Annotated in this window: 21 protein-coding genes; 14 read left to right on the top strand and 7 right to left on the bottom strand. The window is 67.2% G+C overall.

Annotated elements, in window-relative coordinates; genetic code table 11:
- Positions 1-30 precede the first annotated feature (30 nt).
- The 3 genes from M3I53_RS12190 to M3I53_RS12180 all read left to right on the top strand — a co-directional run bounded on the left by M3I53_RS12190 (position 31) and on the right by M3I53_RS12180 (position 2,044).
- Entirely contained in the window at positions 31-828 is a 798-nt protein-coding gene (locus tag M3I53_RS12190) for an AzlC family ABC transporter permease (protein WP_375542503.1), read from the top strand.
- Positions 825-1,148 (top strand): AzlD domain-containing protein, encoded by a 324-nt coding sequence (locus M3I53_RS12185; protein WP_254316167.1) that lies wholly within the window; start codon positions 825-827, stop codon positions 1,146-1,148. The genes M3I53_RS12190 and M3I53_RS12185 overlap by 4 nt, the downstream gene beginning before the upstream one ends.
- Before the next feature lie 134 nt (positions 1,149-1,282).
- Positions 1,283-2,044 carry a DUF4088 family protein gene (locus M3I53_RS12180; protein WP_254316166.1) on the top strand — a complete coding sequence of 254 codons (762 nt, stop codon included), beginning with the start codon at positions 1,283-1,285 and terminating at the stop codon, positions 2,042-2,044.
- Between the two features lie 46 nt (positions 2,045-2,090).
- Here M3I53_RS12180 and M3I53_RS12175 read toward each other — a convergent pair whose 3' ends face one another.
- On the bottom strand, positions 2,091-4,316 hold the full coding sequence (locus M3I53_RS12175; protein ID WP_254316165.1) for an ATP-dependent helicase: 2,226 nt from the start codon (positions 4,314-4,316) through the stop codon (positions 2,091-2,093).
- 199 nt (positions 4,317-4,515) lie between these two features.
- Entirely contained in the window at positions 4,516-5,028 is a 513-nt protein-coding gene (locus tag M3I53_RS12170; RefSeq protein ID WP_254316164.1) for a hypothetical protein, read from the bottom strand.
- 309 nt (positions 5,029-5,337) lie between these two features.
- Between M3I53_RS12170 and M3I53_RS12165 the strand changes: the two genes are divergently transcribed.
- From M3I53_RS12165 to fumC, 5 genes are all read left to right on the top strand, one after another.
- The gene (locus M3I53_RS12165) at positions 5,338-5,559 is read left to right on the top strand and encodes an RNA-binding S4 domain-containing protein (protein ID WP_028206712.1); all 222 of its coding nucleotides are present in this window, start codon (positions 5,338-5,340) and stop codon (positions 5,557-5,559) included.
- 145 nt (positions 5,560-5,704) lie between these two features.
- Positions 5,705-7,114 (top strand): MATE family efflux transporter, encoded by a 1,410-nt coding sequence (locus M3I53_RS12160; RefSeq protein ID WP_254316163.1) that lies wholly within the window; start codon positions 5,705-5,707, stop codon positions 7,112-7,114.
- Positions 7,115-7,460: 346 nt separating this feature from the next.
- Positions 7,461-8,423, top strand: coding sequence for a bile acid:sodium symporter family protein (locus M3I53_RS12155; RefSeq protein ID WP_254316162.1), 963 nt, complete (start codon positions 7,461-7,463; stop codon positions 8,421-8,423).
- A 234-nt stretch (positions 8,424-8,657) separates the two neighbouring features.
- On the top strand, positions 8,658-10,292 hold the full coding sequence (locus M3I53_RS12150; protein ID WP_254316219.1) for a phospholipase D family protein: 1,635 nt from the start codon (positions 8,658-8,660) through the stop codon (positions 10,290-10,292).
- A gap of 301 nt (positions 10,293-10,593) precedes the next feature.
- Positions 10,594-11,976: a class II fumarate hydratase gene (gene fumC / locus M3I53_RS12145; RefSeq protein WP_254316218.1), complete on the top strand. Its 1,383-nt coding sequence runs from the start codon at positions 10,594-10,596 to the stop codon at positions 11,974-11,976.
- A 104-nt stretch (positions 11,977-12,080) separates the two neighbouring features.
- Here fumC and M3I53_RS12140 read toward each other — a convergent pair whose 3' ends face one another.
- The 3 genes from M3I53_RS12140 to M3I53_RS12130 form a co-directional block, all read right to left on the bottom strand.
- Positions 12,081-12,584, bottom strand: a complete 504-nt coding sequence (locus tag M3I53_RS12140; RefSeq protein ID WP_254316217.1) for an acyl-CoA thioesterase — start codon at positions 12,582-12,584, stop codon at positions 12,081-12,083.
- Positions 12,585-12,710: 126 nt separating this feature from the next.
- Positions 12,711-13,748 (bottom strand): GlxA family transcriptional regulator, encoded by a 1,038-nt coding sequence (locus M3I53_RS12135; protein ID WP_254316161.1) that lies wholly within the window; start codon positions 13,746-13,748, stop codon positions 12,711-12,713.
- A 102-nt stretch (positions 13,749-13,850) separates the two neighbouring features.
- Positions 13,851-13,997, bottom strand: a complete 147-nt coding sequence (locus tag M3I53_RS12130) for a hypothetical protein (protein WP_254316160.1) — start codon at positions 13,995-13,997, stop codon at positions 13,851-13,853.
- A gap of 222 nt (positions 13,998-14,219) precedes the next feature.
- Between M3I53_RS12130 and M3I53_RS12125 the strand changes: the two genes are divergently transcribed.
- Together M3I53_RS12125 and M3I53_RS12120 are read left to right on the top strand one after the other, a co-directional pair.
- Positions 14,220-14,936 (top strand): helix-turn-helix transcriptional regulator, encoded by a 717-nt coding sequence (locus M3I53_RS12125; RefSeq protein ID WP_254316216.1) that lies wholly within the window; start codon positions 14,220-14,222, stop codon positions 14,934-14,936.
- 227 nt (positions 14,937-15,163) lie between these two features.
- On the top strand, positions 15,164-17,698 hold the full coding sequence (locus tag M3I53_RS12120; protein WP_254316159.1) for a DUF6600 domain-containing protein: 2,535 nt from the start codon (positions 15,164-15,166) through the stop codon (positions 17,696-17,698).
- Between the two features lie 96 nt (positions 17,699-17,794).
- On the opposite strand, the gene M3I53_RS12115 is transcribed toward M3I53_RS12120, so the two are convergent.
- Together M3I53_RS12115 and M3I53_RS12110 are read right to left on the bottom strand one after the other, a co-directional pair.
- Positions 17,795-18,766 (bottom strand): thymidylate synthase, encoded by a 972-nt coding sequence (locus tag M3I53_RS12115; protein WP_254316158.1) that lies wholly within the window; start codon positions 18,764-18,766, stop codon positions 17,795-17,797.
- Between the two features lie 303 nt (positions 18,767-19,069).
- Positions 19,070-20,455: a sigma-54 dependent transcriptional regulator gene (locus M3I53_RS12110; protein ID WP_254316157.1), complete on the bottom strand. Its 1,386-nt coding sequence runs from the start codon at positions 20,453-20,455 to the stop codon at positions 19,070-19,072.
- Positions 20,456-21,000: 545 nt separating this feature from the next.
- Here M3I53_RS12110 and M3I53_RS12105 point away from each other — a divergent pair.
- The 4 genes from M3I53_RS12105 (at position 21,001) to M3I53_RS12090 (ending at position 24,402) form a co-directional block, all read left to right on the top strand.
- Entirely contained in the window at positions 21,001-21,540 is a 540-nt protein-coding gene (locus M3I53_RS12105) for a hypothetical protein (protein WP_254316156.1), read from the top strand.
- A 121-nt stretch (positions 21,541-21,661) separates the two neighbouring features.
- Positions 21,662-22,159, top strand: a complete 498-nt coding sequence (locus M3I53_RS12100; RefSeq protein ID WP_254316155.1) for a hypothetical protein — start codon at positions 21,662-21,664, stop codon at positions 22,157-22,159.
- Positions 22,156-22,797: a hypothetical protein gene (locus tag M3I53_RS12095; RefSeq protein WP_254316154.1), complete on the top strand. Its 642-nt coding sequence runs from the start codon at positions 22,156-22,158 to the stop codon at positions 22,795-22,797. The genes M3I53_RS12100 and M3I53_RS12095 overlap by 4 nt, the downstream gene beginning before the upstream one ends.
- A gap of 27 nt (positions 22,798-22,824) precedes the next feature.
- Positions 22,825-24,402, top strand: coding sequence for a cell wall anchor protein (locus tag M3I53_RS12090; protein WP_254316153.1), 1,578 nt, complete (start codon positions 22,825-22,827; stop codon positions 24,400-24,402).
- The last annotated feature ends 9 nt before the right edge of the window (positions 24,403-24,411 follow it).

Below are 24,411 nucleotides of genomic sequence, written 5' to 3'. Positions count from 1 at the left end.
ACGCGTAAGGCGGCCCGCTATGCTGTCCCCATGTATCAGGAGGACAGCTTGACCACGCATCCCAACCGCCTTACCGAATTCGTCGCCGGCGCGCGCGACACGATTCCCATGATGATCGGCGCCGCGCCCTTCGGCGTGATCTTCGGCACGCTCGTCACCTCGGGCCCGCTTTCGCTCTGGCACGGCCAGTTCATGTCGCTCGCCGTGTTCGCCGGCTCCGCGCAGTTCATCGCGCTCGGGCTGATCGCTTCGCACGCGAGCTTCGCCGTGATTCTCGCCACCACGCTCATCGTGAACCTGCGGCACGTGCTCTACAGCGCGACGCTCGCGCCCTATGTCTCGCACCTGCCGCTGCGCTGGCGCCTCGTGCTCGGCGCCCTGCTCACCGACGAGGTCTTCGCTGTCGCGTGGGCGCATTTCCGCCGCCATCCGCCCGGCGACGACGTCTCACCGTGGCATTTCCTCGGTTCGGGACTCTCGATGTACCTGAACTGGCAACTCTGGACCGCGGCCGGCCTGCTGTTCGGCGCGGCGTTCCCGGGTCTGCAGTCGCTCGGCCTGGACTTCGCGATGGTCGCGACCTTCATCGCCATCGTCGTGCCGCAGCTCGTTGCCCTGCGCTACCTCGCCGCCGCCGCGACTGCGGGCGCGCTCGCCTTTTTCTGGCAGGGCTGGCCGTACAAGCTCGGGCTGCTCGGCGCCGTGCTCGCGGGCGTGGTCGTGGGTGTCGTGCTCTCGCGCCCGGGTTCCTCGCGCGGCGCCCGCGCCGCCAGCGAGTCCCCCCGCAAGTCCCCCAACGTCCAACGCACCGCAGGAGCCGGGCAATGAACTACGTCGCCCTGATTCTCGGCATGGCCCTCATCACCCTTGTCATTCGCACTGCGGTGTTCGTGCTCGGCGACCGGCTGGTGTTCCCGCCGCTCGTGCGCACCGCGCTCGGCTTCGTGCCCGTCACCGTGCTCACGGCAATCATCGTGCCGATGGCGGTGTCGCCCCACGGCCAGGGCGCCGAGCTGACCTGGCGCAATGCGCAGCTCGTCGGCGCGGTCGCGGCGATCGTCGTCAGCGCGCTCACGAAGCGCCCGCTCCTCACGATCGCGGTCGGACTCGGCGTGTTCTTCCTCTGGCAAGGCGTCGTCCTGCGCTAGAGCCGAGCGTCGCCCCTTACGCTCAAGTTTCACCCCGGAGCGCCGTTAAACCCGACAAGGCCTGCTCTGGCAGGCCACTGCTCGAACGGCGAGAGCACGCGAGAAGCGACAAGGATTACACCGGGGCAACCACAATGGGGCATATCACCCTCAACCTGAAGGATGAAACGCTTGCGTCGCTGCGCAAGGATTTCGACGCGTTCCTGCGCGTCTCGCTCAAACTCGACCCGCAGTTCGCCACGCCGGAATTCGAGGATTACCTGCGCGCGAAGCTGCTCGACAACATGACGCCGCTCACGGAGCACGCGGTCCAGCGGCTCCTGCAAGGCGGCCAGTACGCGTGGGCCAAGCGCACGCTCGACAAGGAATTCCCCGAGGTCGTCTCGATCCTGATGCGTCAGGCGGGCGAATTCGGTTTCGGCTTCGCGTCGCGGCCCGAGTGGACGCCCGACGAACTCTCGAAGCAGTGCCGCGACTGGGCGGCGGCCATCGTGAGCGAAGCCCAGGGCGACGAGACGCTGGTCGATCCGCTGGCGGCGCAGATCAAGTCGGGCGTGCAGGACATCCAGGCGCTCGAAGAGTCGATGCAGACGCCCGCGTGGCGCCTCACCGAGTCGCTGCGCCAGCGTGTGTACGAAGCGAAGATCGGCTGCGAACAGGCGAGCGGCAGCGCGGCGCGCGAGCGTCTGGGCGAACTGCGTGGGCTGCTCAGGCTCGGCGTCACGCATGGCGTGTTCCAGAAGCAGGAAGCGCAACAGATCATGGAGTATCTGCGCCTGCTCAAGCCCGAGATTTTCGTCGAGGAGCCCGACGACGTGTTCACGCGCCTCGCCGCGTGGATGCGCAACTTCTTCATGCCGCCGCAGCGCGGCACCGCGCGCGAGCAACGGCGCTAAGCGCTGGCGCGTCGCCTGAAAACGGCGCGCGCCACGCTTGCCTCCCCTAATCCCACATCTTCCTGAGCTTCGCGGCGATCTCGATCTTCGCCTGCGCGGCGGCGGCGAGTCCCACCGCGCTCGGCGCGCTCGCCACTGGCGCGGGCGGCCACGCGCGCGATTCGAACAGCGGCAGCATGGGCGTGGCGATGAAGCGCGTGCGCGAGGCCCACACGTGCCGGTCGCCCGACGCCACCTGGTTGTGCACGTAAAAGCGCTGCGGTACGACGATGTGCAGATCTTCCTTCGCCCGCGTCATCGCCACATAGAGCAGCCGCCGCTCCTCCTCCAGCTCCTCGTCGCTGCCCGCGCCGAGATCGGACGGAATGCAGCCGTCCACGCCGTTGAGCACCAACACGTTGCGCCACTCCTGGCCTTTCGCCGAATGAATCGTCGAGAGGATCAGATAGTCCTCGTCGAGCAGCGGATCGGCGGATTCGGCGCTCGTCGCGTCGGGCGGATCGAGCGTGAGTTCGGTGAGAAAGCGCTCGCGCGAGGCGTAGGTGCTCGCAATGCTCTCCATCTGCAGCAAGTCGGCGAGACGCACCTGAGCGTCTTCGTGATTGCGCTCGAGATGCGGCTCGTACCAGCGCCGCACGCGCTCGAATTCGGCCGGCCACGGTGTCGAGCGCATCGAGAGGCTGTCGATGAGCGACGCAAACGCGGGCCAGTCCTCGGCCGCGCGCGGCGGCGGCGCGAAAGCCGCGAGCGCCTCGGCGGCGCGATACGCGCCCGTGCACGCGGACACCTGGTCGAGCAGGCGCGCGGCGTTGGCGGGCCCGACGCCCGGCAGCAGCTGCGTCACGCGAAACCCCGCCACACGGTCGAGCGGATTCTCGGCCCAGCGCAGCACCGCGAGCACGTCTTTCACGTGCGCGGCGTCGAGAAAACGCAGTCCGCCGAACTTCACGAACGGGATATTGCGCCGCGCAAGTTCGATTTCGAGCGTCGCGCTGTGGTGCGCCGCGCGAAACAGCACGGCCTGCTGTTTGAGTTTCATGCCCGCTTCACGCGCCTCGAGAATCTGCTCGACGACGTAGCGCGCCTGGGTGGCCTCGTCGGCCACGGTGACGAGGCGCGGGCGCTGCTGCGAGGGGCGGTCGGTCCACAGGTTCTTGGTGAAGCGCTCGGCAGCGGCGTCGATCACGGCGTTCGAGGCGGCGAGGATCGGCGCCGTCGAACGGTAATTGCGTTCGAGCGTCACCTGACGCGCGGGCGGGTCGAACTGCGCCGGGAAGTCGAGAATGTTGCGCACGGTCGCGCCGCGAAACGAATAGATCGCCTGGGCGTCGTCGCCGACCACGGTGAGGCCGCGGCCATCGGGCTTGAGCGCGAGCAGGATCGAGGCCTGCAGGCGGTTGGTGTCCTGGTATTCGTCGACGAGGATGTGATCGAAGCGCCCCGCGAGATCGGCAGCGATGGCCGGCTCCGCGGCCATGTGCGCCCAGTAGAGCAGCAGGTCGTCGTAGTCGAGGACGTTCTGCTTCTGCTTGGCGTCCACGTACGACGCGAACAGCGCGCGTAGCTGCGGCTCCCACTCGAGGCACCACGAGAACGAACGGTTGAGCACATTGGCGAGCGAATCGCCCGTGTTGACCGCGCGTGAATAGATCGCAAGGCAAGTCGACTTCGAGGGGAAGCGCTTTTCCTTGGCCGAGAAACCCAGTTCGTGGCGCACGAGATTCATAAGATCCGCGGAATCCTCGCGGTCGTTGATCGTGAACGCCGGCGACAGGCCGATGTGGTCCGCGTACTCGCGCAACAACCGCGCGCCCACGCCGTGAAAGGTCCCCGCCCAGGCGAGCCCTTGCGCGAGCACGCCGGCCGCGCCTGGCGCGCTGGCGGCGATACGCGCCACTCGCCGCGTCATTTCCTGCGCGGCGCGCCGCGAGAACGTGAGCAGCAGAATGCGGTGCGGGTCGGCGCCGCCCGCAATCAGATGCGCGACGCGGTGCGCGAGCGTGTTCGTCTTGCCTGACCCGGCGCCCGCGATCACGAGCAGTGGGCCGGGCAGCGCCGAACCCGGCGCATAGCCCGCTTCGCCGCCGTGCTCGACGGCCTCGCGCTGCGCGTCGTTGAGTTTCGCGAGCCATGCGCAGACGGCATTGGCCGCTTCGGCGCGCGCCTGGCTGGCATCGGAGGCGGAGGAATCGGCAACGGAAACGGTGGACACGAGGGGCTGGGACGATGAACGTGGCGAATCGGAAAGGAGCGACGCATACTGTATATCCATACACCCTGCGTCCGCAAGCGCCTGATTCCATGGCGATCTGGCGGGATTTAGCCACAACGCCGCGGCGCATTTCACCGCCGCCGACACCCGGGAGCCGCCAGACGAAACGGCGGCGCCCGTTGCCGGACGCCGCCGCTCACAAGCGCTGTCAAAGACCGGCGCCCCAAAAGGCCCGGGCGCCTTCGGCATCAGCCGCTCGTCACTGCGACTGGCCGCCCTGCTGCTGGGCCGACATGCCATTCATCTGATCCTTCATTTCCGAGTCGTTGGCTTGACGGTCGGCCTTGTGGTTGATCTTCGCGTCCTTCACCTGCGCCTTGTACTGCGACTTCGCCTGTTTCTTCGCGTCGCCGTACTCGGCGTTCGCCGACTTCTTCGCGCTCCGGTACTCGGCATTCGCCGCGGCGTTCGCGTTGCGCTTTTGCACCAGCGGGTCCGCGGACTGCGGTGCGGTCAGGGCCTGCGGCGCGGGCGCGGGTTGCGCGATCCCTGCGGCCGCCGGGGCCTGGCTCGGCGCATGGCCGGTCATCTGGCCCGGGACGGCACCCGGCGCCATGGCCGGTGCGTCGGAAGGCGCCATCGTTGGGGCTTCGCCGGCCTGTGTCGCGCCCTGGGTCGCGTTTTGGGCATACGCGCCTTGCGCAAATACGGCGGCAGTGGTCACGGTGGCAAAAGCGGCGGTAGCAGTGAGCAGCTTGGCGATCTGGGTCATGGCGTATCCTCTTTGCAATGGTTCCGAAGGCACTTTTGCGGGGGCAAGCCCGCCACAATCGCGCCCCCGCTCGATGGTGCCGCCTTGGGAAAAAACTGGGCGGCGCTGTCGATCCGGGGTGAAACCATTTTGGTATGAAGTTCGCTGTGGGGTCCCGCGACGTTACTCAACGTTTCATTTACTGACGAATTCATAACATCTGGCCCTTGGATGCGACGAATTCGGTGGCACGCGCTGGGGCAGGCCGCCATCCCTTATGATGCTCATCCTTTGCGCGCTAGCCGCACGCCTTTCGAATTTGAATCCGCCATGCCCAACCTCGATTTCACGCTGACCGGCGACTACGTCGAACTGCACAACCTCCTGAAGATCACCGGACTCGCCGACAGCGGCGGCTCGGCCAAGCAGATCGTCGCCTCGGGCGCGGTGAAGGTGGACGGCGAAGTCGAGTTGCGCAAGACGTGCAAGATCCGCGCGGGCCAGGCCGTGCTGCTCGGCGACACGCGCATCGCCATCAAGGCGAGCGAGTGAACCCTGCCGGAACTTGCCCGCAGGCGCCAGCGATGCACCAGATTTGAGCATCGGGATCGACAAGGTCGCTGTCTCGCAATAAGCTTTCAGTTTTGACAGACGACCCCTGCCACGCGGCGCGCTTTTCTCGCGCCGCTTGTTTTTCATGACTCGAACCACGCTTTCCCGCCGCGCCGTTTCCGCGCCGCCCACGCTGCGCCGCCATGCCGCCGATACCGCGCGCCTCGCCGGGCCGCTCGCGATCGCCCAACTCTCGCAGATGGCGATGAGCGTGACCGACACGGTGCTGCTCGGCTCGCTAGGCGCCGACGCGCTCGCCGCTGGCGGCCTCGGCGCGAACATGTTCTTCGTGGTGGTGACCGTGTTGCAGGGCGTGCTGACCTCCGTGAGCGTGAGCGTCGCGCAGGCGCGCGGCGCCGACAACGAAAGCCACGTGGCGCACATCTACTGGACCGGTTTCGCGCTGTCCCTGCTGCTCTCGGTGCCGGCGTTCGCGCTGCTTTCGTTCGCCGAGCCGATCCTGCGCGCCCTCGGGGAGCCGACGCTGCTCGCGCATCACATCGGCGAATACACGGCCGTGCTGCGCTGGGGCGCGCCCGCCAGCCTCATCGGCGTGGGGCTCATGCGCTCGTTCCTGCCCGCCATCGGCGCGGCGCGGCGCCTCCTGTGGGTGTCGGTTGCGTGCGTGTTCATCAACGGCTTTCTGAACTTCGGCCTGATCCACGGTGCCTGGGGCCTGCCGCGTCTCGGCTTTCTCGGCTCGGCGGTGGCGACGACCATCACCGTGTGGCTCACCGCGTTCGTGCTGATGGCGCTGCTGCACCTGCGGCCTTCGCACCAGCGTTTCGTCCTCGCGCGCCGGCCCACAGCGCCGCTGATGGGCGAACTCTTCACGATCGGCTGGCCGGTTGCGATCACCTATGCGGTCGAAGCGACGCTCTTTCTCGCCACCGGCCTGCTCGCGGGCCTGCTCGGCGAGACGCCGCTCGCGGCGCACCAGATCGCCCTGAACGTGGCGTCCGTCACGTTCATGGTGCCGCTCGCGATTGGCCAGGCGGCCAACGTGCGCGTGGGTTACTGGTCCGGCGCGGGCGTGCCGAGCGCGGCACGCCATGCGGGCTTCGTCGCGCTCGGGCTCGGCGTCGGCTTCATGTCGCTCTCGGCGCTCGTGATGGTGCTGGCGCCGCACTGGATCGTCGGGCTCTACCTGCATCTGGACGACCCGGCCAACGCGCACACGGTCTCGCTCGCCGCCACGCTGCTAGGCGTCGCGGCCATCTTCCAGATCGTCGACGGCGCGCAGACCGTCGGTTCGGGGTGCCTGCGCGGCCTGAAGGACACGCGCGTGCCGATGCTCGCGGCCACGCTGGGCTACTGGGGCATTGGCTTTCCGCTCGGCTACGCGCTGGCGTTTCGCTTCGGCCTGGGTGCGCTCGGACTCTGGTGGGGGCTGGCGGCCGGGCTTACCACCGTCGCCGTGCTCATGACGTGGCGGTTTCACCGGATGAGCCTGCGCTCGCAGGCTCACGCCGCCACGGCGGGCCATGCAGGGTGAGCGCGAGTTGAAGCGTTTACTTAATCGACCGGGCCGCACCGGCTCGACCGGGTAAAATACGCGCTGACGCCGCCAAAGGCGTCCGTCCCACGAGGGCAAGAACAGTGCGCTGCATGGCGCGGGACGAGGCGCTACAGCGCCAACTCCAGTCGAGCTTTGCATGGGACTGGAGTAAGTGCTCTGCATGGGCCCGGAGTAAGTGCTGAAGCACTAACTCCGGCCGACAGCTAAAGCGCCAACTCCAGTCGACACACGAGACAGCCGCGCCCCGTGAGCGCCGCCGGCCACCCCGGCACCGCTTGCCGTGCGCCAACGCATAACGAACCCACTCACGGACCACCCCTTCATGCTTGCCCCGATCACCCGACTCTTCCCGCTCTGGGCCGTCCTCGTTTCCCTGCTGGCCTATTTCGATCCTGGCCTCGTCGCGCCGATCGCCCCGCACGTCACCACGCTCCTGATGATCATCATGCTGGCGATGGGCGTCACGCTCTCGTTCGCCGACTTCCAGCGCGTCTTCACGCGGCCCGCGCCGGTCGCCGCGGGCATCTTCCTGCATTACCTCGTCATGCCGCTCGCCGCCTGGGCGATCGCCAAGGTGCTGCACATGCCACCCGATCTGACCGCGGGCATGGTGCTCGTGGGCAGTGTGGCGAGCGGCACGGCGTCCAACGTGATGATCTATCTCGCACGCGGCGACGTCGCGCTTTCGGTGACGATCAGCGCGCTCTCCACCCTGGTCGGCGTATTCGCGACGCCGCTGCTGACGCGCCTTTACGTCGATGCCTCGATCGTCGTCGACGTGCGCGGCATGCTCATGAGCATCCTGCAGATCGTCGGCCTGCCGATCGTCATCGGCCTCGTCGTGAACCGCCTCGCGGGCTCGCTCGTGCGCCGCGTCGAGCCGGTGCTGCCGCTCGCCTCCATGGTGTCGATCCTCGCGATCATCGCCGCCGTGGTGGGCGGCACGCACGCGAGCATCGCCACGGTCGGACCGCTCGTCGCGCTCGGCGTGGTGCTGCATAACGGCATCGGCCTGCTCGGCGGCTATTGGGGCGGCCGCCTGCTCGGCTTCGACGAATCGGTATGCCGCACGCTGGCCATCGAGGCGGGGATGCAGAACTCGGGCCTCGCCGCGACTCTCGGCAAGCTCTACTTCTCGCCGCTCGCCGCCCTGCCCGGCGCGCTCTTCTCGGTGTGGCACAACCTCTCGGGCTCGGTGCTCGCCGGCTACTGGGCCGGCAAGCCGGCGCGCGGCAGCACGCGCGATGCGCAAGGCGCTGCGAACGCGTCGACCGGGCGCGTTTGATCGACGCGGCGGCCGGGCGCAAGCGACTGGGACGTTTGCGCCCGCGCTCAATCGTCGGTTGCGTGCGGCCCGGAAATTGCAAACGCAACGTATCCGCGGCCGCATGCGAGACGTGCCGCTTCCCGTAGAATCTTCGTGAAGCCGTGCAATGAAAACGAACCATCATGCGGCGCGCCGCCATGGAGAATCCGTTTGCCCGCGCATCCCGCCCGATCCGAAGCCGTTACGCAATACATGACCTTGCGCCGCGCGCCGTTGCAAGCCCCGTTTCGAGCCTTCTTCGCGCTCGTCTGCCTCGCGCTGGTCGCCGGCTGCGCGACGCGCCCGCCCGCCACGGACTATCCGCGTGAGACGAGCGCGGCGCTGCCGGCCCAGCAAGCCAGCGCCACGCCGCTGGGCGCCGCGCTCGCCGCACCCGTTGCCGCTCACCCGGGCGAATCGGGCTTTCGCCTGCTCGCCACCGGCACCGACTCGCTGCAGATGCGCATCGCGCTCGCGCGCGCGGCGACGAAAACGCTCGACATGCAGTACTACATCGCCAACGAGGACACCACCGGCAAGCTCCTGCTCGGCTCGGCGCTCTATGCGGCCGATCGCGGCGTACGCGTGCGCATGCTGGTCGACGACCTGAATTTTCACGACGTCGACCGCCTGATGGCCGCCCTCAATAGCCATCCGAACATCCAGATCCGCGTGTTCAATCCGTACGGCAGCACGAGCGAATCGATGTACCTGCGCACGCGCAACTTCTTCACGAACGTCGACCAGTTCACGCGCCGCATGCACAACAAGGCGACGATCGTCGACAACGAGATGGCGATCGTCGGCGGCCGCAATCTCGGCGACGAGTACTTCAACGCAAGCCCGACGATCGACTTCCGCGACCTCGATGTGCTCACAGCAGGCCCGGTCGCGCAAAGCGTCTCGGCAAGTTTCGACGAGTACTGGAACAGTTCGATCTCCTACCCCTTGAGCGTGCTCAATCATCAGAAGTTCGACGCACACGATCTCGACGCCGCACGCGACGACCTGCGCCGCCACTGGCACGAGAGCGCCGAACCCTACAACGCCAAGCCGCTCAACGCGACGCCGCTCGCGCAGCAGATCACGGGCAACGCGCTCGGGCTCGTCTGGGCGAAATGGGCCTTCGTGGCCGACTCGCCCGGCAAGATCGCGGGCAACGAAAAAGGCGAGTTGGGCGACGCCATGCGCGCGCTGCTCGATCGCATCCATCAGGCGCACAGCAGCGTGCTCGTATTCTCGCCGTACTTCGTGCCGCACGACGCGGGCGTGCAGACCATCCGTGCGCTCACCTCGCACGGCGTACGCGTGGCGATCCTCACCAATTCGCTCGCCGCTACCGACGCCGTGGCGGTGCAGGCCGGCTACAGCCCCTACCGCGTTCCACTGCTCGAGGGCGGCACCGAGCTCTACGAGTTCAAGCCGCAGCAGGAAGGGCCCGACGACGAGCGGCGCTTCGGCGTGGTCGGTTCGCGCTCGCGCGCGAGCCTGCACGCCAAGGCTTACGTGATCGACGACAGCACGCTCGTGATCGGCTCGCTCAATCTCGATCCGCGCTCGGCGCGCCTGAACACGGAGCTTGCGCTCACCATCGAGAGTCCGCCGATCGCGCATGAAGTCGCCGACCTGTTCAAGCGGGCGACCTCGCCGCAGGTGAGCTACCGCGTGACGCTCGCGACGCCCGAACAACTGGCGCTGCTCAAAGGCACCACGGTCAACTCGGCGCTCGTCTGGACAGACGAGGAGAACGGCATGATCCGCACCTACGACCTCGACCCTGGTGCGGGTTTCTACAGAAATGTCCTAACCGGGCTATTCTTGCTCTTGCCGGTCGATAGCCAGCTTTGAAACGGCTTTGAGCGCACATCGCTATCGGGCGCGCAAAACGTAGAACGCTTAATTTGCGTCGTACCGTCCGCCGTCGAGCCAGCCGCGAAGCCGCTTGTGTCAACGCTTGTGTCAACGCTTGTGTCACCGCTTGTGTCACATTTGTCACGCGAGACGCGCAGCGCCCCCGCAGCCCAGCCACCACGCGGATCCGAACCCGTCACGAAGGCGGCGCCCTCCCACGCAGCGCAAGCCGCGCGAGCCGAAGGCGCCGCCTCAATCACCGGAGTATCAAATGACCGCAAGCAACGAAAATGTCCGCATGGAGCGCGACACGTTCGGCGAGATCGCCGTGCCCGCCCAGCAGCTTTGGGGCGCGCAGACGCAACGATCGCTGCAGAACTTCCGCATCTCCACCGAAAAGCAGTCGCCGGAACTCATCACCGCGCTCGCGACGATCAAGCGCGCCGCAGCCGAAGTGAATCTCTCGCTAGGCGTGCTCGACGAGACCAAGGCGCACGCCATCATGCAGGCCGCCGACGAGATCATCGCGGGCAAGCATCCGGGCGAATTCCCGCTCGCTGTCTGGCAAACGGGCTCCGGCACCCAAACCAACATGAATCTCAACGAGGTGATCGCGAACCGCGCGAGCGAGATTCTGGGCGGCGAGCGCGGCGAGGCGCGCAAGGTGCATCCGAACGACGACGTCAATCGCGGCCAGTCTTCCAACGACGTGTTCCCGACCGCGATGCACGTGGCCGCCGCCTACGGCATCGTCAAGCATCTGCTGCCGGCGCTCAAGACGCTGCGCGATACGCTCGACGCGAAGGCCAAGGCCTTCGCCGACATTGTGAAGATCGGCCGCACGCACCTGCAGGACGCCACGCCGCTGACACTCGGCCAGGAGTTTTCGGGCTACGTTGCGCAGCTCGATCACGGCATCAGGCACGTGGAATCTTCATTGCCGCATCTCTACGAACTCGCGCAGGGCGGCACGGCCGTAGGCACCGGCCTGAACGCGCATCCGCAATTCGCGCACAAGGTGGCAGAAAGCATTGCGAAGCTCACCGGCGTGCCCTTCGTCACGGCGCCCAACAAGTTCGAGGTGATGGCCGCCGCCGACGCGCTCGTGTTCGCGCACGGCGCGCTCAAGACCGTGGCGGCGAGCCTCATGAAGATCGCCAACGACATTCGCTGGCTCGCGAGCGGCCCGCGCTGCGGCTTGGGCGAGCTGTCGATTCCCGAGAACGAGCCGGGCAGCTCGATCATGCCGGGCAAGGTGAACCCGACGCAGTCGGAAGCCGTGACGATGCTCTGCTGCCAGGTGTTCGGCAACGACGTCGCCGTGAACATGGGAGGCGCGAGCGGCAACTTCGAGCTGAACGTGTTCCGCCCGATGATCGCGCACAACGTGCTGCAGTCCATCCGCATGCTCGCCGACGGCGCGCTCAGCTTCAACGATCACTGCGCGGTGGGAATCGAGCCGAACCGCTCGCGCATCGACACGCTGCTCAACGAATCGCTCATGCTCGTGACGGCGCTCAATCCTCATATCGGCTACGACAAGGCCGCGCAAATCGCCAAGAAGGCGCACAAGGAAGGCACCACGCTCAAGGCCGCCGCGCTCGCGCTGGGACATGTGACCGAGCAGCAGTTCGACGAATGGGTGAAGCCCGGCGAGATGGTCGGCAACACGAACAAATAAGCTTCATTTGCAGGGCTCAAATGCAAAACGGGCGGCGTGGCTCAACCCATCGCCGCCTGTTTTTTTTCTGCTGTCGCAACAGCGTGCCTGCGTATCAAACCTGCTTAAACCTGCCCTTTCGCCACTTCCTCGGGCTTGAGTTCGACGATCGCGTCGAGCGCTTCCTTCACGTCGAGCGCGTACTTCGCGAGGCGCTTCTGCTCGTCCGTTTCCGGCACGTAGGTCGGCACGGGAATCGGATTGCCGTTTTCGTCGACGGCCACGAACACGATCAGGCAGTCCGTGGTGAGGCGCAGCTGACCGCTCTTCGGGTCGCCGGCGTGCACGGTGATGTGAATATGCATCGACGTGCGGCCCGTGGCGACCACGCGCGCGCGCAGCTCGACCATGTTGCCGACGAGAATCGGCCGGCGAAAGCGGATATTGCCCACGCTCACCGTCACGCAGTAGCGGCCGGACCAGACCGCGGCGCACGCATAGGCCGTCTCGTCGATCCACTTCATCAGCGCACCGCCGTGCACTTTGCCGCCGAAGTTCACCGAAGTCGGCTCGGCGAGGAACCGGAACGTCGTTTCCGAACGGTCAAGCGGCTGGGCAGGCGTCTTCATCTCGGCTTGGCTCATGGCGAAAAGCCGCGAACGGCGGCTCGTAGGGTGAGGTAAGGAGGCGTCGATTATACGAGCGCAATAAGACAGACGGTCGCAGCCGCTTGCGAAACGCCATCGGCGGCGTTTTTAGCTCGCCGCGAATCGCGCCCGATAGTCGAGCGGCAGCACGCCATACGACCTTTCGAACGCGCGCCGCAGATTCTGCTCGGTGCCGAACCCGCAGTCGGCCGCAATGCGCTTGAGCGGCCGGCGCGACTGCACGAGCGCGTGCGCGGCGGCCTCCACGCGCATCGCCGCCACCGTGCGCGCCGGCGTGCGCCCCACCGCATCGACATAGCGGCGCGCGAACGTGCGCGGGCTCATGCGTGCTTCTTCGGCCAGACGCTCGACGCTCAGCTCGCCGTGCAGGTTGGCGGCCATCCAGCCGTGCAGCGCGTCGAACTCCGCGCCCGCGCTGGCCTGAGCCGTGAGCGCCTCGCTGAACTGCGACTGCCCGCCGGGCCGCTTCATGAAAACGACGAGGCGGCGCGCCGCCTGCATTGCGACCGCATGGCCGCAGTCCTCCTCGATCAGCGCGAGGGCGAGATCGATGCCCGCCGTCACGCCCGCCGACGTCCACACGGCGCGACCGTCGCGCTCGTCGCGGATGAAGATCGGCTCGGGATCGACTTCGACGCGGGGAAAACGGCGCGCGAGCTGGGCGGCGTTGCGCCAGTGCGTGGCCGCGCGGCGGCCGTCGAGCAGGCCCGCCGCGGCGAGATAGAACGCGCCCGTGCAGACCGAGGCGACGCGGCGCGCGTCGCGTGCCGCCGCCGCGATCCAGGCGACGAGTTCGGGTTGCAGTGCGGTGATGTCGTCCGCAGTGTCGTAGATAGGGACGCCGGGCACGATCAGCGTATCGATCGTGGCGGGGTCGAGCGAGTCGAGCCGCTCGGTGACGATGGACATGCCCGCAAAGGTCGGCAGCACGCCGCCTGCGACCGAGGCGAGCGTCGTGCGGTAGGCGCAGGGCTCGCCGCCGCTGGTGCCGCTCGCTGCGCGCATCGCCAGTTCGGCTCTCCAGAACGCCTCGACGGGACCGCAGGCGTCGAGCAGCACGAGCTCAGGCGCGACGGCAAACACGACATGGCGTGCGGGCGCTGGGAACGACGGTTGAGGCGGCATGGCGGCGGACTCGATGCTGACGATATGTCCGCATCATGGCACGCGCGCGCTTGGCAGTCGGGTCAAGGTGACATTGAATACTGCCAGATGACGCCTGGCCGCTCACTTGCGGAACGTGACGCCCTGGTCGATCGTGCCGTACATCGTGATGCCGCTCGCGCCGCTCGACGACGGCGCGGAACCGCCTGCGCAGGCACTGCACAAGGTGGCGAGTGCGGCGACGGCAAAAAGAGCCAGGAAGCGTTTCATAAAAGGCCAGACCAATTGCATCAATAAACGATTTTAGCGCGGGGCTCTTGCGCGCCGCAGTACGGAGCGCCGCAGGCAATGCTCCGGCCTCATCGCGGGGCCATCGAGTGGCTGCAATCGACACTTCATCGAAGACTGAAACGTCGAATGCGCGATTTCGCTAAAATCACGGTGTGGGCGACGTCAGCCGCCATCGCAAACCACGAAGGAGCCGCCATGAACCTGTCCGCCACCGACGAATCGAGCCACTTCCCGGGCCTCGCGCGCGTTGCCGCACTGCTCGCCGATCCGGGCCGCGCCGCCATGCTGTGGGCGCTGATGGACGGCAGCGCGCGGCCCGCAGGGGAACTCACGATGATCGCGGGCCTTTCGCCTTCCGCGGCGAGCGGTCACCTCGCGCGCTTGACCGATGGCGGGCTGCTCGCGCTCGACGTGCGCGGCCGCCACCGCTACTACCGCATCGCCAACCCCGAGATCGCCGCGGCGATCGAGGCGCTCATGAACGTAGCGCAGGTCTCCAACGCCGTCACCTCGCAGCGCCCGGCGGCGCGCCCCGTGCGTACGGTGCCGCTCGAGATGCGCCATGCGCGCACCTGCTACGACCACATGGCCGGCGAAGTGGCCGTACAGGTGTTCGAGCACCTCGTGGACGGCGGCCTGCTGGTGCGGGACGGCGACACCCTCGAAGCCACGCCCGAGGGCGCGGCGCGTCTCGCGGCCTGGGGCGTGGACGTGGCGGCGCTGCGCGCGCGGCGGCGGCGCTTCGCGTGCACCTGCCTCGACTGGAGCGAGCGCAGGCCGCATCTGGGCGGCGCACTCGGGGCGGCGCTGCTCGATTCGTGGACGCAGGGCGGCTGGATCGAGCGCACGAGCCGCCCGCGCGTGTTGCGCATCACGCCCAGGGGACAGCGCGAGTTCGACGCAATCGCCGGCGCTTGAGGCACCGCGTGCGCGCGCCGAATTCACTGACAAATATCCGACAAAATCGCCGGTTTCACGGGCAAAAATGCGCGTTTCACGTGCGCTCACACGTTCTGTTACATCTGGTGCATAAGCCTTAACAAATCCGTGAGCATGGAAACAAGCCCGCCGGATACAGTGCCCTGCATGGGATGGCGCTAAACGCTGCGGCATAAGCGCCAAATCCCATCGACAGGAGAACAACGATGATGACGCGCACACCTACGATCACCCAGTTTCGGCGCACTTCGCGCCGCACGCTGTTTGCGCTCGCCGCGCTCGCGGCGCTGAACCTCGCCGCCGCGCCCGCGGTCTTCGCGCAGGCGGCGCCGCCCGACGCCGCGACCGCCCCCGCCGCCACCGGCGGCGACCCGCCGAGCCGCGTCGCGCGTCTGGACTACATGGCCGGCGCCGTGACCACCGAGCCGGCCGGCGCGAGCGACTGGTCGTACGCGCAGCTCAACCGCCCTCTCACGACCGGCGACCAGCTCTGGAACGACTCCAATGGGCGCTCCGAACTACACATCGGCTCGACGGCGGTGCGTCTCGGCGCGCAAACGAGCCTCGATGTCCTCAATCTCGACGATCAAACCGCGCAGCTCAAGGTCGCCCAGGGCACGCTCTCGACGCGTGTGCGCGAAGTGCCGCCCGGCAGCTCTTATGAAATCGACACGCCGAACCTCGCACTCGGCGTGACGAGCCCCGGCGACTATCGCGTGGACGTGGCGCCCGACGGCAGCAGCACGACCGTCACCGTGCGCAGCGGAAGCGTGACCGTGTACGGCGAAAACGGTCAGACGCCGATGACGGCCGGCCAGCAGATCCGCTTCGCCGGCACCGACCTGCAGCAGGTGGCAAGCGACCAGGCACCGCCGCCGGACGCCTTCGACCAGTGGGCGCTCGCGCGCGACGCTGCCGAGGAGCGCTCGGTCTCGGCGCGCTATGTCTCGCGCGACGTCCCGGGCTACCAGGACCTCGACAACAACGGCACGTGGCGCAACGATCCGCAGTACGGCGAAGTCTGGACGCCGAACTCGGTGCCCACCGGCTGGGCGCCGTATCACGACGGCCACTGGGTGTGGCAGGCGCCATGGGGCTGGACGTGGGTCGATGACGCGCCTTGGGGCTTCGCGCCGTACCACTACGGGCGCTGGGCTTACGTCGACGATTCGTGGGCGTGGGTGCCCGGGCCGATCGTCGAGAGCGCGCCTCCCGTGTATGCGCCGGCGCTGGTTGCGTTCGTGGGCGGCGGCGACGGCGGCACGGACTGGGGCGTCAACCTCGCAGTCGGCGGCGTCGCTGCCGCGGGCGTCGCGTGGTTCGCGCTCGGGCCGGGCGAGCCGTGGCATCCGCACTGGGGCGGCTGGAGCCCGCACTACTACGAACGCGTGAACCAGACTGTCGTCGTCAACAACTACCGGCGCGACGTCAACATCACGAATATCAACGTCCACAACACCTACGTGAACTATCGCGCGCCGGGTGCGGTGACGGCGGTGCCGGCCACGGCGTTCGTCCACGGTCAGCCGGTTTCGCGGTTCGCGCAACATGTCGATCCGCAGCAATGGCGCAACGCGCGTATCGACCCGGGCACGCCCGGCATCGCGCCTGTGAAGGGCAGTTTCGGACCCAACATGCGCCGCGCCGACTACCGGCCGCCCGCAGCGCTCAATCAGCGCCAGGTCGTGGCCACGCGCGCGCCGGTCGCGCCGCCCGCGTTCCACGACAACCTGGCGCAGCGCTTCGCCCACGCCGGCGGCACGGTGCCGGGTGCGGGCGCGCCCGTGGTGCGCGTCTCGGCGCCGTCGCATGCGCCGTCCTCGCCGTTCGCTCCGGCGGCCCACGGCGCGTGGCCTGCACAGAATGTGCGTGTCGTGGCGCCGCATTCACCGGTGCTTGGCACGACGGGCAGGCCGTCGGCCCCGCAGGCGCAAGGCGGCGGTCCGGGTATGCCTGGCGGCGCGCCCCAACCGGGCGCCGCGGTTGGCAACGCCATGCCGCGCGGCCCCGAGCATGGCCAGCCGGGCGTGCCGCCCTCTGCCGCGCAGGAACATGGCGTGCCGCGTCCGCCGCAGTTTGCGGGCCGTCCCGAAGGCGGCGCGCCCGCAGCCGGTCAGCCCGGCCCGGGAGCGATGAACGCGGCCAACGCGGCGCGCGGCGAAGCGCATCAACCGGCCTGGACGCAGCCGCACGCGCCGATGGCCACACGAGGCCAGCCGGGCGGCAACGAGGCAGGCAGACCGCCCGCCGTCGCGATGCAGGAGCAGCGTGACGCGGCGCGTGGCCAGCCGCAAGCGCAGCAACGGATGCCCGAGCCAGCCGCGGCGCAGCACGGCCAGCAGATGCAGCCGCAAGCGGAGGCGCGGCAGGCGCAGCAGCCCGCGGCGCGCCCCGAGTTTCATCCGCAGGCGCAAGCGCAGCCGCAACCGCAACAGCGTGCTGAGGTCCGTCCGCAGCCCCAGCCGCAGCAGCGCGCCGAGGTCCGTCCGCAGCCGCAGCCGCAACCCCAGCCGCGTCAGGAATTCCATCCGCAGCCTCAACCGCAGCAGCGCGCGGAAGCCCGTCCGCAGCCGCAACCGCAGCCGCGCCCGGAATTCCATCCGCAGCCCCAGCCCCAGCCGCAGCAGCACGCGGAGGCCCGCCCGCAGCCGCAGCCCCAACCGCGTCCGCAGCCGCAGCCCGCGCCTCATCCGCAAGAGCGCGCAAGCGGGGGCAATCACGACGATCACCACCACGGCTGATCGTCGCGCCGCCAACGAAAAAGCCCGCGAACGTCGCCGTTCGCGGGCTTTTTTCATGGCCCGGTCATACCGGCCACTCACGCAAATGCAAGCGCCTCACACCGCCATCGGCGCGGTCAGCGGCTCGTGGTGCCGGTAATCGACGAGTGAGAAGTCGGACGGCTCGACCTTTTCGAGCCACTGAGGCTCGTAGACGCCCGTCTTCGCGTACTCGGGCACGCGCTCGGAGATGGCCAGACGCGGGCTCGCGTAAGGCTCACGGCGCAACTGCTCGTTGAGCATATCGAGCTGGTTCTCGTAGATATGCGCATCGCCGATGAAGTACGTGAACCAGCGCGGCGTGTAGCCCGTCAGCCGGCCCACGAGGTGCAGCAGCACCGCGCCTTCGGTCAGGTTGAACGGCGTGCCGAGGCCCACATCGTTGCTGCGGATATAGAGGCACAGCGAAATTTCGCGCTTCGTCGGGTTCGGCAGGAACTGGTACAGCAGGTGGCAAGCCGGCAGCGCGATCTCTTCGAGCACGGCCGGATTCCAGCCATGAAACAAAATTCGCCGATCGGTGGGGTTGCTCATGATCGTATCGAGGCACTGACGCAGCTGGTCCACCGCCTTGTAGAGCAGCACCTTGGAGCGGCCATCCTCGGTAAATTCTGCCACGCGCGCATAGCCGCGCGACTGCGCGTCGGCGAGCTGTGCGGCGGCGTCGCCGTCGAGCACCTTGTAAGCAGGCCAGCGCCGCCATTGCACGCCGTACACGTCGCCCAGGTCGTCCGTGCCCTCGCGGTACGGGTTGGCGAGCCACTGGGCGTTCTCGTTCGCATTGGCGTCCCAGACCTTGCAACCCAGCGCCCGGAAGTCGGCTGCGCTGCGCGAGGCGCGCAAAAATCCGATCAGCTCGCCCACGGCCGACTTGAACGCCAGCTTCTTCGTCGTCACTGCGGGAAAGCCCTCCTGCAGGTCGAAGCGCAGCATGGCGCCCGGCTGGCTGATCGTGCGGATGCCGGTGCGGTTTTCCTGCCAGGTGCCGGTGTCGAGAATCGAGCGGACGAGCTCGAGGTACTGTTTCATGCGCGGTTCCCTCATCGGGCAGGTGGCGCCCGGTTCGGATTCAGGATGGAAAAGAGGGATTTTACCCGGCGCGCGCGTTGCGGGTCGGCCGCGCCGAAAGTGCGAGCCCGTCACGCAACGGGGGACAAGGGTGGAATGCCCACAGGACGGGCTATGGCGAGCCCAAAGACATGCCCGCGGCGCAGCAGGCGCGGCGAGTCGAAACGCCACGGGGATGGCCGTCAGAAGCGCCGGCCCGCGGCCAATGCGCGGAACGCGAAAGCGCCGCTCGCCTCAATCAACGCTAGTCAACCGCGATCAACCTCAACCGCCCGAAGCCAGGCCGCCCGGATGCGGCGCGAGCGGCTCGCTTTCCATATGGCGCATGCCATGCGCGCACAAGAGCCGGTACAGCGTCACGCGCGAGATGCCGAGTTCCTGGGCGGCGTCGCCCAGGCGGCCGCGGTGGCGCAACAGCGCGAGTTCGATGGCCTGGCGCTCGGCGGCTTCGCGCGCCTGGGCGAGCGAGACCGGCACCACCTCGACATAGTCGCCGAGCTCGAGATCGCGCGCCGTGATCGCGCGGCCCTCCGACATCACGATGGCGCGCCGCACGCGGTTGATCAGCTCGCGCACGTTGCCGGGCCAGCTGTAGTTGTGCAGAGCGGCGATGGCGTCGGGCGAAAAGCCGCGCAGGCGCCGGCTGCCGTCCTTCTTGAAGCGCTCGAGCATGTGCCGCGCGAGCAACTCGATGTCCTTGCCGCGCGCGCGCAGCGGCGGCTCGTCGATCTGCAGCACGCACAGGCGGTGATACAAGTCCTGGCGAAAGCGCCCCTCCACCATCGCCGCGCGCATGTCGACGTGAGTGGCCGAGATGATGCGCACGTCAACGGGAATCGACTGATGACCGCCCAGGCGCTCGATCTTGCCTTCCTGCAGGAAGCGCAGCAGGCTCGCCTGGCTTTCCATGGGCAGGTCGCCGATTTCGTCGAGAAAGAGCGTGCCGCCGTTGGCCGATTCGACCCGGCCGACCTTGCGCTGGCTCGCGCCCGTGAACGCGCCGCGTTCGTAGCCGAACAGCTCGGATTGCAGCAGATGCGGGGGAATGGCGCCGCAGTTGATCGGCACGAACGGCGCGCTACGGCGCGCCGAGCGCTCGTGGATCGCGACGGCCGTGAGTTCCTTGCCCGTGCCCGACTCGCCCGAGATGAACACCGGCGCATCGGTCAGCGCGACCTTGCGGATCGAGCGGAACAGCGCCAGCATCGCCTCGCACGAGCCGACCATTTCGCCTTCGGTGCCGCCCGTGGTGTCGTTCGAGGCGACTTCGCCGAGCGAAACCATGCCATACGCGTGGCCGACGGAATCGACGATGCGGTCGCCGTTCCAGGGGACCGTTACGTAATCGAAACAGTAATCGCGCACCAGACGGCGCAGCGTTGCGTCCTGCAGCTGCCCCGTCGTGGTCGCCGCGACCCAGCCGACGTTGGGCAGCGTGAGGCACGGTTCGAACGAGCCGATTTCATGCAGATGGAATTCGCTTGAGAGATCGAGCAGGCCGCCCGCAGGCATACCCGCGCGGAAGGCGCGACGCGCGTCCCGAGCGTTGCCGACGATCTCCACCTGCCAGCCGCGTTCGTGGAACCGCTCGTTCAACGCTTCGACCGGTTTTCGCGTCACGTACACCAATTGCCGCGTTGCAGGTTCCATTATTCAGATCCTCTTGCCAACACCATCGTTTGGGAATGACGGCACGCACCTGAATGTACAGACACGCAGCAAAAAGCGACTTTCGCGTACTGAAAAAACAGTGAACGCGCATGCTTTTGCTGACAGTGAATCCCCGAGCTGTGGCGTGTGTGTCAACTTGCCCAGTTGCGGGCTTTTTCTTTTAGGCATTACGGCTTTGTCTGAAGCTTACTATAGCCTCGTGGCACTTGGATAGAATTTATGCAATGGGGATGGATAAGGGACCGATGGAAGTGTTTCCACCAGTTTCCCCGATTTTGTCAGTGCAGAAATAATTACGGATGTTTCCTTTCTCTCAATCGTAAAGCGTCCCGCGCGCAAACGTTCTCCTTTGAAACCCTATCGCATTCCAAACGGTTTTAAACGGCCTCACGTTTCAGCGCTGAAACGTTTTGACGAATATCCGCCATTCAAATCTTGCAGAAAATAGTGCGGTTCGAAGCGTATCAATGGATTGCGGGCGATGGCACACGTTTCGCTAAATGTCTCGCACCAGGAGATACGCCATGCGACTCAACATCCAGCAGGTCCGGCGCAGTGTCATCGGCTACGGCAGTACATGCGCCGCCATGCTCGTTCCCGCCGCCCTCCTCGTCCTCTCGCCCGGCGTTCGCGCACAGTCGCTCGACGATGCGCCTGCCGCGCGAACCGCGGTTGCCAGCGTCGCCAACGCGGCCCCGGATGTCGTTCCTGCAACACCTGCGGCACTCGTTCCCGCCACGGCCGCAGTGAGCGCGCCGGCCGGCGACGCCCCCCCGGCCCCGGCCGACGCGGCCAGCACCACGGCCGCCAGCGCACCGGCCGACCCTGTCGCCTTTGGCAACGACGGGGTCTTCGCGGGCATCGGCTCTCTCGACGACCAGACGCTTGCGCGCCAGCGCGGCGGCGCCGTCGGCATGGTGATGGTGGCTGTCACGCCGCAACTGACGCGCGGCAGCAACAACGTGACGCTATGGGACGAAATCGCGCCGCCTGCACCGCTGCCGATTCCCGTCGACGCCACCCAGAACGCGCAGGGCAACCTCGCGAGCTACACGAGAAAGTAACGATGAGATAGCACCCGTGCCGCTTGCGGCGCGGAGTCCGGTTCGCTGCGAATGCGCGAAGCCAGGGCAAAAGGACCGGACGACGCGCCCATGCGCCGCCGCCGGCCAGGAGGAGACCAGCATGAGAGCACGCAACTCGACGCACGGCGCCAGCCGCCGGTCGGCCCAGGTCGCCGCCGCCCTGTGCGGCATCCTGGCCGCAAGCGTCACGGCGGGCGTGACCGCCCAGGTCACGAACCCCGGCGACGTCATCGTCGAACGTGACGTCACGCCGCGCAGCGCCTTCGACAACGTGCCGAAGAGTCAGGACCCGGTGCTCGTGCGCGCCACGACCTTTCCCAAGAACAGCTTCGATCCGGCAATGGCGACGCTCGTCACCGACACGGATCTCACCAACGCACACGGCTCGAGCGGCGTGAATGCGAACGGCGCATTGAGCGCGCAAACCGCCGGCGTCCAGGCGCTCACGCGCATTCTCACAGGCAGCGCGACCGGCTCGAACGTGGCGGCAGGCGCCGGTGCGAGCGGCGGCGTCGGCGCCGGCCTCGGCGGCACGATTTCCTCGACTATCACAGGCGCGCTCGGCCCACTCACGGGCGCCATGGGAGGCATGAAATGAGCCGTTCGATCCAGACGTCACGCACGTTTCGCACGGCGCTTCCCAGCGCGCTCGCCTGCGCCGCGCTCGCCTGCGCCGCGCTCGCCTGCGCGAGCGCCGCGCAGGCCCAGGTGAGCGTCGGCGCCACGGCGATCATCGCCCCGGGCGCCGCCACCTCGACGACCGGCGCGCTCACGGTGAACGAGACCGCGGGTGTCGACAACGCGCAGGCCAACCAGCTGACGATCACGACCGGCAACGTGTCGATCAACGTGAACGGCGACGACCAGCTCGCCAGCGTCACCGCGCGACTCAAGGGCGCGAGCGCGACGATAGGTGCAGGAGCTTTTGCGAACACGAACGGCGCAATGATGGTGAATCAGTCGGCGGGCGTGGGCAATATCCAGCGCAACACTGCTCTCATCAGCAGTGGTGCGATTGGTGTAGTGGCGGTCTCGGACGGGGAGCTGTCCGCGGCGGCTGCTCAAAACGGCGGTCATGGGCAAACGGCCCAGGCAGGGGGTATTCGTGAGGTACGCATCGACAATGCGGCATTCAGGAATGCGACGGGCCTCGTGCAGGTGAACCAGACGGCCGGCGCCGGTAACGCTACGGCAAACAGTTTTGTGCTCCGTCCCCCGGCGGGCACTCTTTTTTAACTGACCACTCAGTATCGGAGCGAAATCATGAAGCGCACCCTCATAGCAGCGGCAGTTCTTGCGTCGGCGGTAGGTTCCGCTCACGCAGCTAATTCAGCGTATCTCTTCAATGCCACAGGCGTCACGCAATACGTCGGCATTGAAGGCTTTGTCACGCTGTTCGGCTGCGTGTCAGTTTCGAGCACCGCCGGCGCCGTCATCAACAACAATCAGACGACCGGTGGCGGCACGCTTCTTCCGCAAGCGCAAAGCTATGCGAGCGGCAAGGTCACGACGACGTTCAACAACACGAACGCCAGCGTGACGGGCACCGGCAACAACTCGTTCTACAAGTATTCGAACTCGAGCAATTCGAGCATGTCGTCCTCCTCGAGCAGCTCGTCGCACACGCATGACGTCAATGCGTCGACGACGAAGGCCTCGTCGAGCAGCTCGACCTTCGGCAAGACGTTCAACGCAAGCGTGAACGCCGACTATCACGTCGCGACCGACAACGGCAGCACGCACGACCACACGACCGCCAGCACCTATAGCGACACCGGCAGCGCGGCCCTCGGCACGAGCTACAGCAGCGTAGGCAACAACACGTCGACGAAGTCGCAAAGCGGCAATGGCAGCCTCCAGGCCAACGCATCGTGGTCGCACAGCGGCAACTCACACAACGGCTCGGCCGGCATCAACCTCAGCGGCTCGGAAAGCACGTCGCACACGAAGACCAACACGCATAACGACAGCGACACGACGAACGTCGGCGCAGCGTGGGCCGTGAACAACAACAAGAACACCAGCAACAGCTCGACCACGGCCAATACGGCCCATGCCGACGGCACGGCCAGCGCCGCGCTTTCGGCAAGCGTGAACGGCACGAGCTCGAAGACGAAGAATTCTTCGGACACGTACGCCCACACGTACAGCACGTCGAGCACGAGCTCGGACTCGCATCAGCATTCGTCCTCGAGAAGCTCGAGCTCGAACAGCGGCTGGGGCTATAACGTGAGCGACACGCTCAACACGGTCGACGAGCACACCACGGGCTCGATCACGCAGCACTACAACACGCAGGCAGCGGGCACGCTCGACGCCAACACCGGCAGCGGCGCCGCGACCAACGTGACGGGCAACCTCGGCGTGAACATCGCGGAAGGCATCAACAACGCGCAAAGCAACGATGTCGCGCTCGCTTCTGTCGACATGGGCAACGTGTTCGGCAACGCGCAGATCTTCAACACGCAAGCTTCCAGCGGTAAGGCCACCGTGAAGAACTTCAACCTGAACGCGTCGGTCGGCGACGGCTCGCTCGCCAACGTATCGGGCAACGTCGGCGTGAACGTCGCATCCGGCATCGGCAACGCGCAGAACAATAGCCTCGCCGGCTCCGTGACGACGGCAACCAAGGGGGACTTCTCGACGGTTGCGATGGTCGCGACGGATAACAACTCGCAAAACGCTGCCATGACGGCCACCGGCCAGTTCCAGGGGACGGCCAGCCTCGGCGCCAATACGCTCACCGGCGCGCAAGGCAACATCGGCGTGAACATTGCCGGCGGTATCGGCAACCTGCAGCACAACGGCATGGCAATCGCCGCGATGAACAACGGCCACTAAGCACGGCTG

This window comes from Paraburkholderia sp. CNPSo 3272 (assembly GCF_024206495.1).
Classification (GTDB): Bacteria; Pseudomonadota; Gammaproteobacteria; order Burkholderiales; family Burkholderiaceae; genus Paraburkholderia.
Note: the sequence above shows the minus strand (reverse complement) of the source record. Positions and strands in the feature narration are given on the sequence as shown.

Bases quoted from the DNA above. Each gene is read 5' to 3' on its own strand.
- M3I53_RS12190 (WP_375542503.1), top strand. From the start codon at position 31: ATGTATCAGGAGGACAGCTTGACCACGCATCCCAACCGCCTTACCGAA.
- M3I53_RS12185 (WP_254316167.1), top strand. From the start codon at position 825: ATGAACTACGTCGCCCTGATTCTCGGCATGGCCCTCATCACCCTTGTC.
- M3I53_RS12180 (WP_254316166.1), top strand. From the start codon at position 1,283: ATGGGGCATATCACCCTCAACCTGAAGGATGAAACGCTTGCGTCGCTG.
- M3I53_RS12175 (WP_254316165.1), bottom strand. From the start codon at position 4,316: ATGGATATACAGTATGCGTCGCTCCTTTCCGATTCGCCACGTTCATCG.
- M3I53_RS12170 (WP_254316164.1), bottom strand. From the start codon at position 5,028: ATGACCCAGATCGCCAAGCTGCTCACTGCTACCGCCGCTTTTGCCACC.
- M3I53_RS12165 (WP_028206712.1), top strand. From the start codon at position 5,338: ATGCCCAACCTCGATTTCACGCTGACCGGCGACTACGTCGAACTGCAC.
- M3I53_RS12160 (WP_254316163.1), top strand. From the start codon at position 5,705: ATGACTCGAACCACGCTTTCCCGCCGCGCCGTTTCCGCGCCGCCCACG.
- M3I53_RS12155 (WP_254316162.1), top strand. From the start codon at position 7,461: ATGCTTGCCCCGATCACCCGACTCTTCCCGCTCTGGGCCGTCCTCGTT.
- M3I53_RS12150 (WP_254316219.1), top strand. From the start codon at position 8,658: ATGACCTTGCGCCGCGCGCCGTTGCAAGCCCCGTTTCGAGCCTTCTTC.
- fumC (WP_254316218.1), top strand. From the start codon at position 10,594: ATGGAGCGCGACACGTTCGGCGAGATCGCCGTGCCCGCCCAGCAGCTT.
- M3I53_RS12140 (WP_254316217.1), bottom strand. From the start codon at position 12,584: ATGAAGACGCCTGCCCAGCCGCTTGACCGTTCGGAAACGACGTTCCGG.
- M3I53_RS12135 (WP_254316161.1), bottom strand. From the start codon at position 13,748: ATGCCGCCTCAACCGTCGTTCCCAGCGCCCGCACGCCATGTCGTGTTT.
- M3I53_RS12130 (WP_254316160.1), bottom strand. From the start codon at position 13,997: ATGAAACGCTTCCTGGCTCTTTTTGCCGTCGCCGCACTCGCCACCTTG.
- M3I53_RS12120 (WP_254316159.1), top strand. From the start codon at position 15,164: ATGATGACGCGCACACCTACGATCACCCAGTTTCGGCGCACTTCGCGC.
- M3I53_RS12115 (WP_254316158.1), bottom strand. From the start codon at position 18,766: ATGAAACAGTACCTCGAGCTCGTCCGCTCGATTCTCGACACCGGCACC.
- M3I53_RS12110 (WP_254316157.1), bottom strand. From the start codon at position 20,455: ATGGAACCTGCAACGCGGCAATTGGTGTACGTGACGCGAAAACCGGTC.
- M3I53_RS12105 (WP_254316156.1), top strand. From the start codon at position 21,001: ATGCGACTCAACATCCAGCAGGTCCGGCGCAGTGTCATCGGCTACGGC.
- M3I53_RS12100 (WP_254316155.1), top strand. From the start codon at position 21,662: ATGAGAGCACGCAACTCGACGCACGGCGCCAGCCGCCGGTCGGCCCAG.
- M3I53_RS12095 (WP_254316154.1), top strand. From the start codon at position 22,156: ATGAGCCGTTCGATCCAGACGTCACGCACGTTTCGCACGGCGCTTCCC.
- M3I53_RS12090 (WP_254316153.1), top strand. From the start codon at position 22,825: ATGAAGCGCACCCTCATAGCAGCGGCAGTTCTTGCGTCGGCGGTAGGT.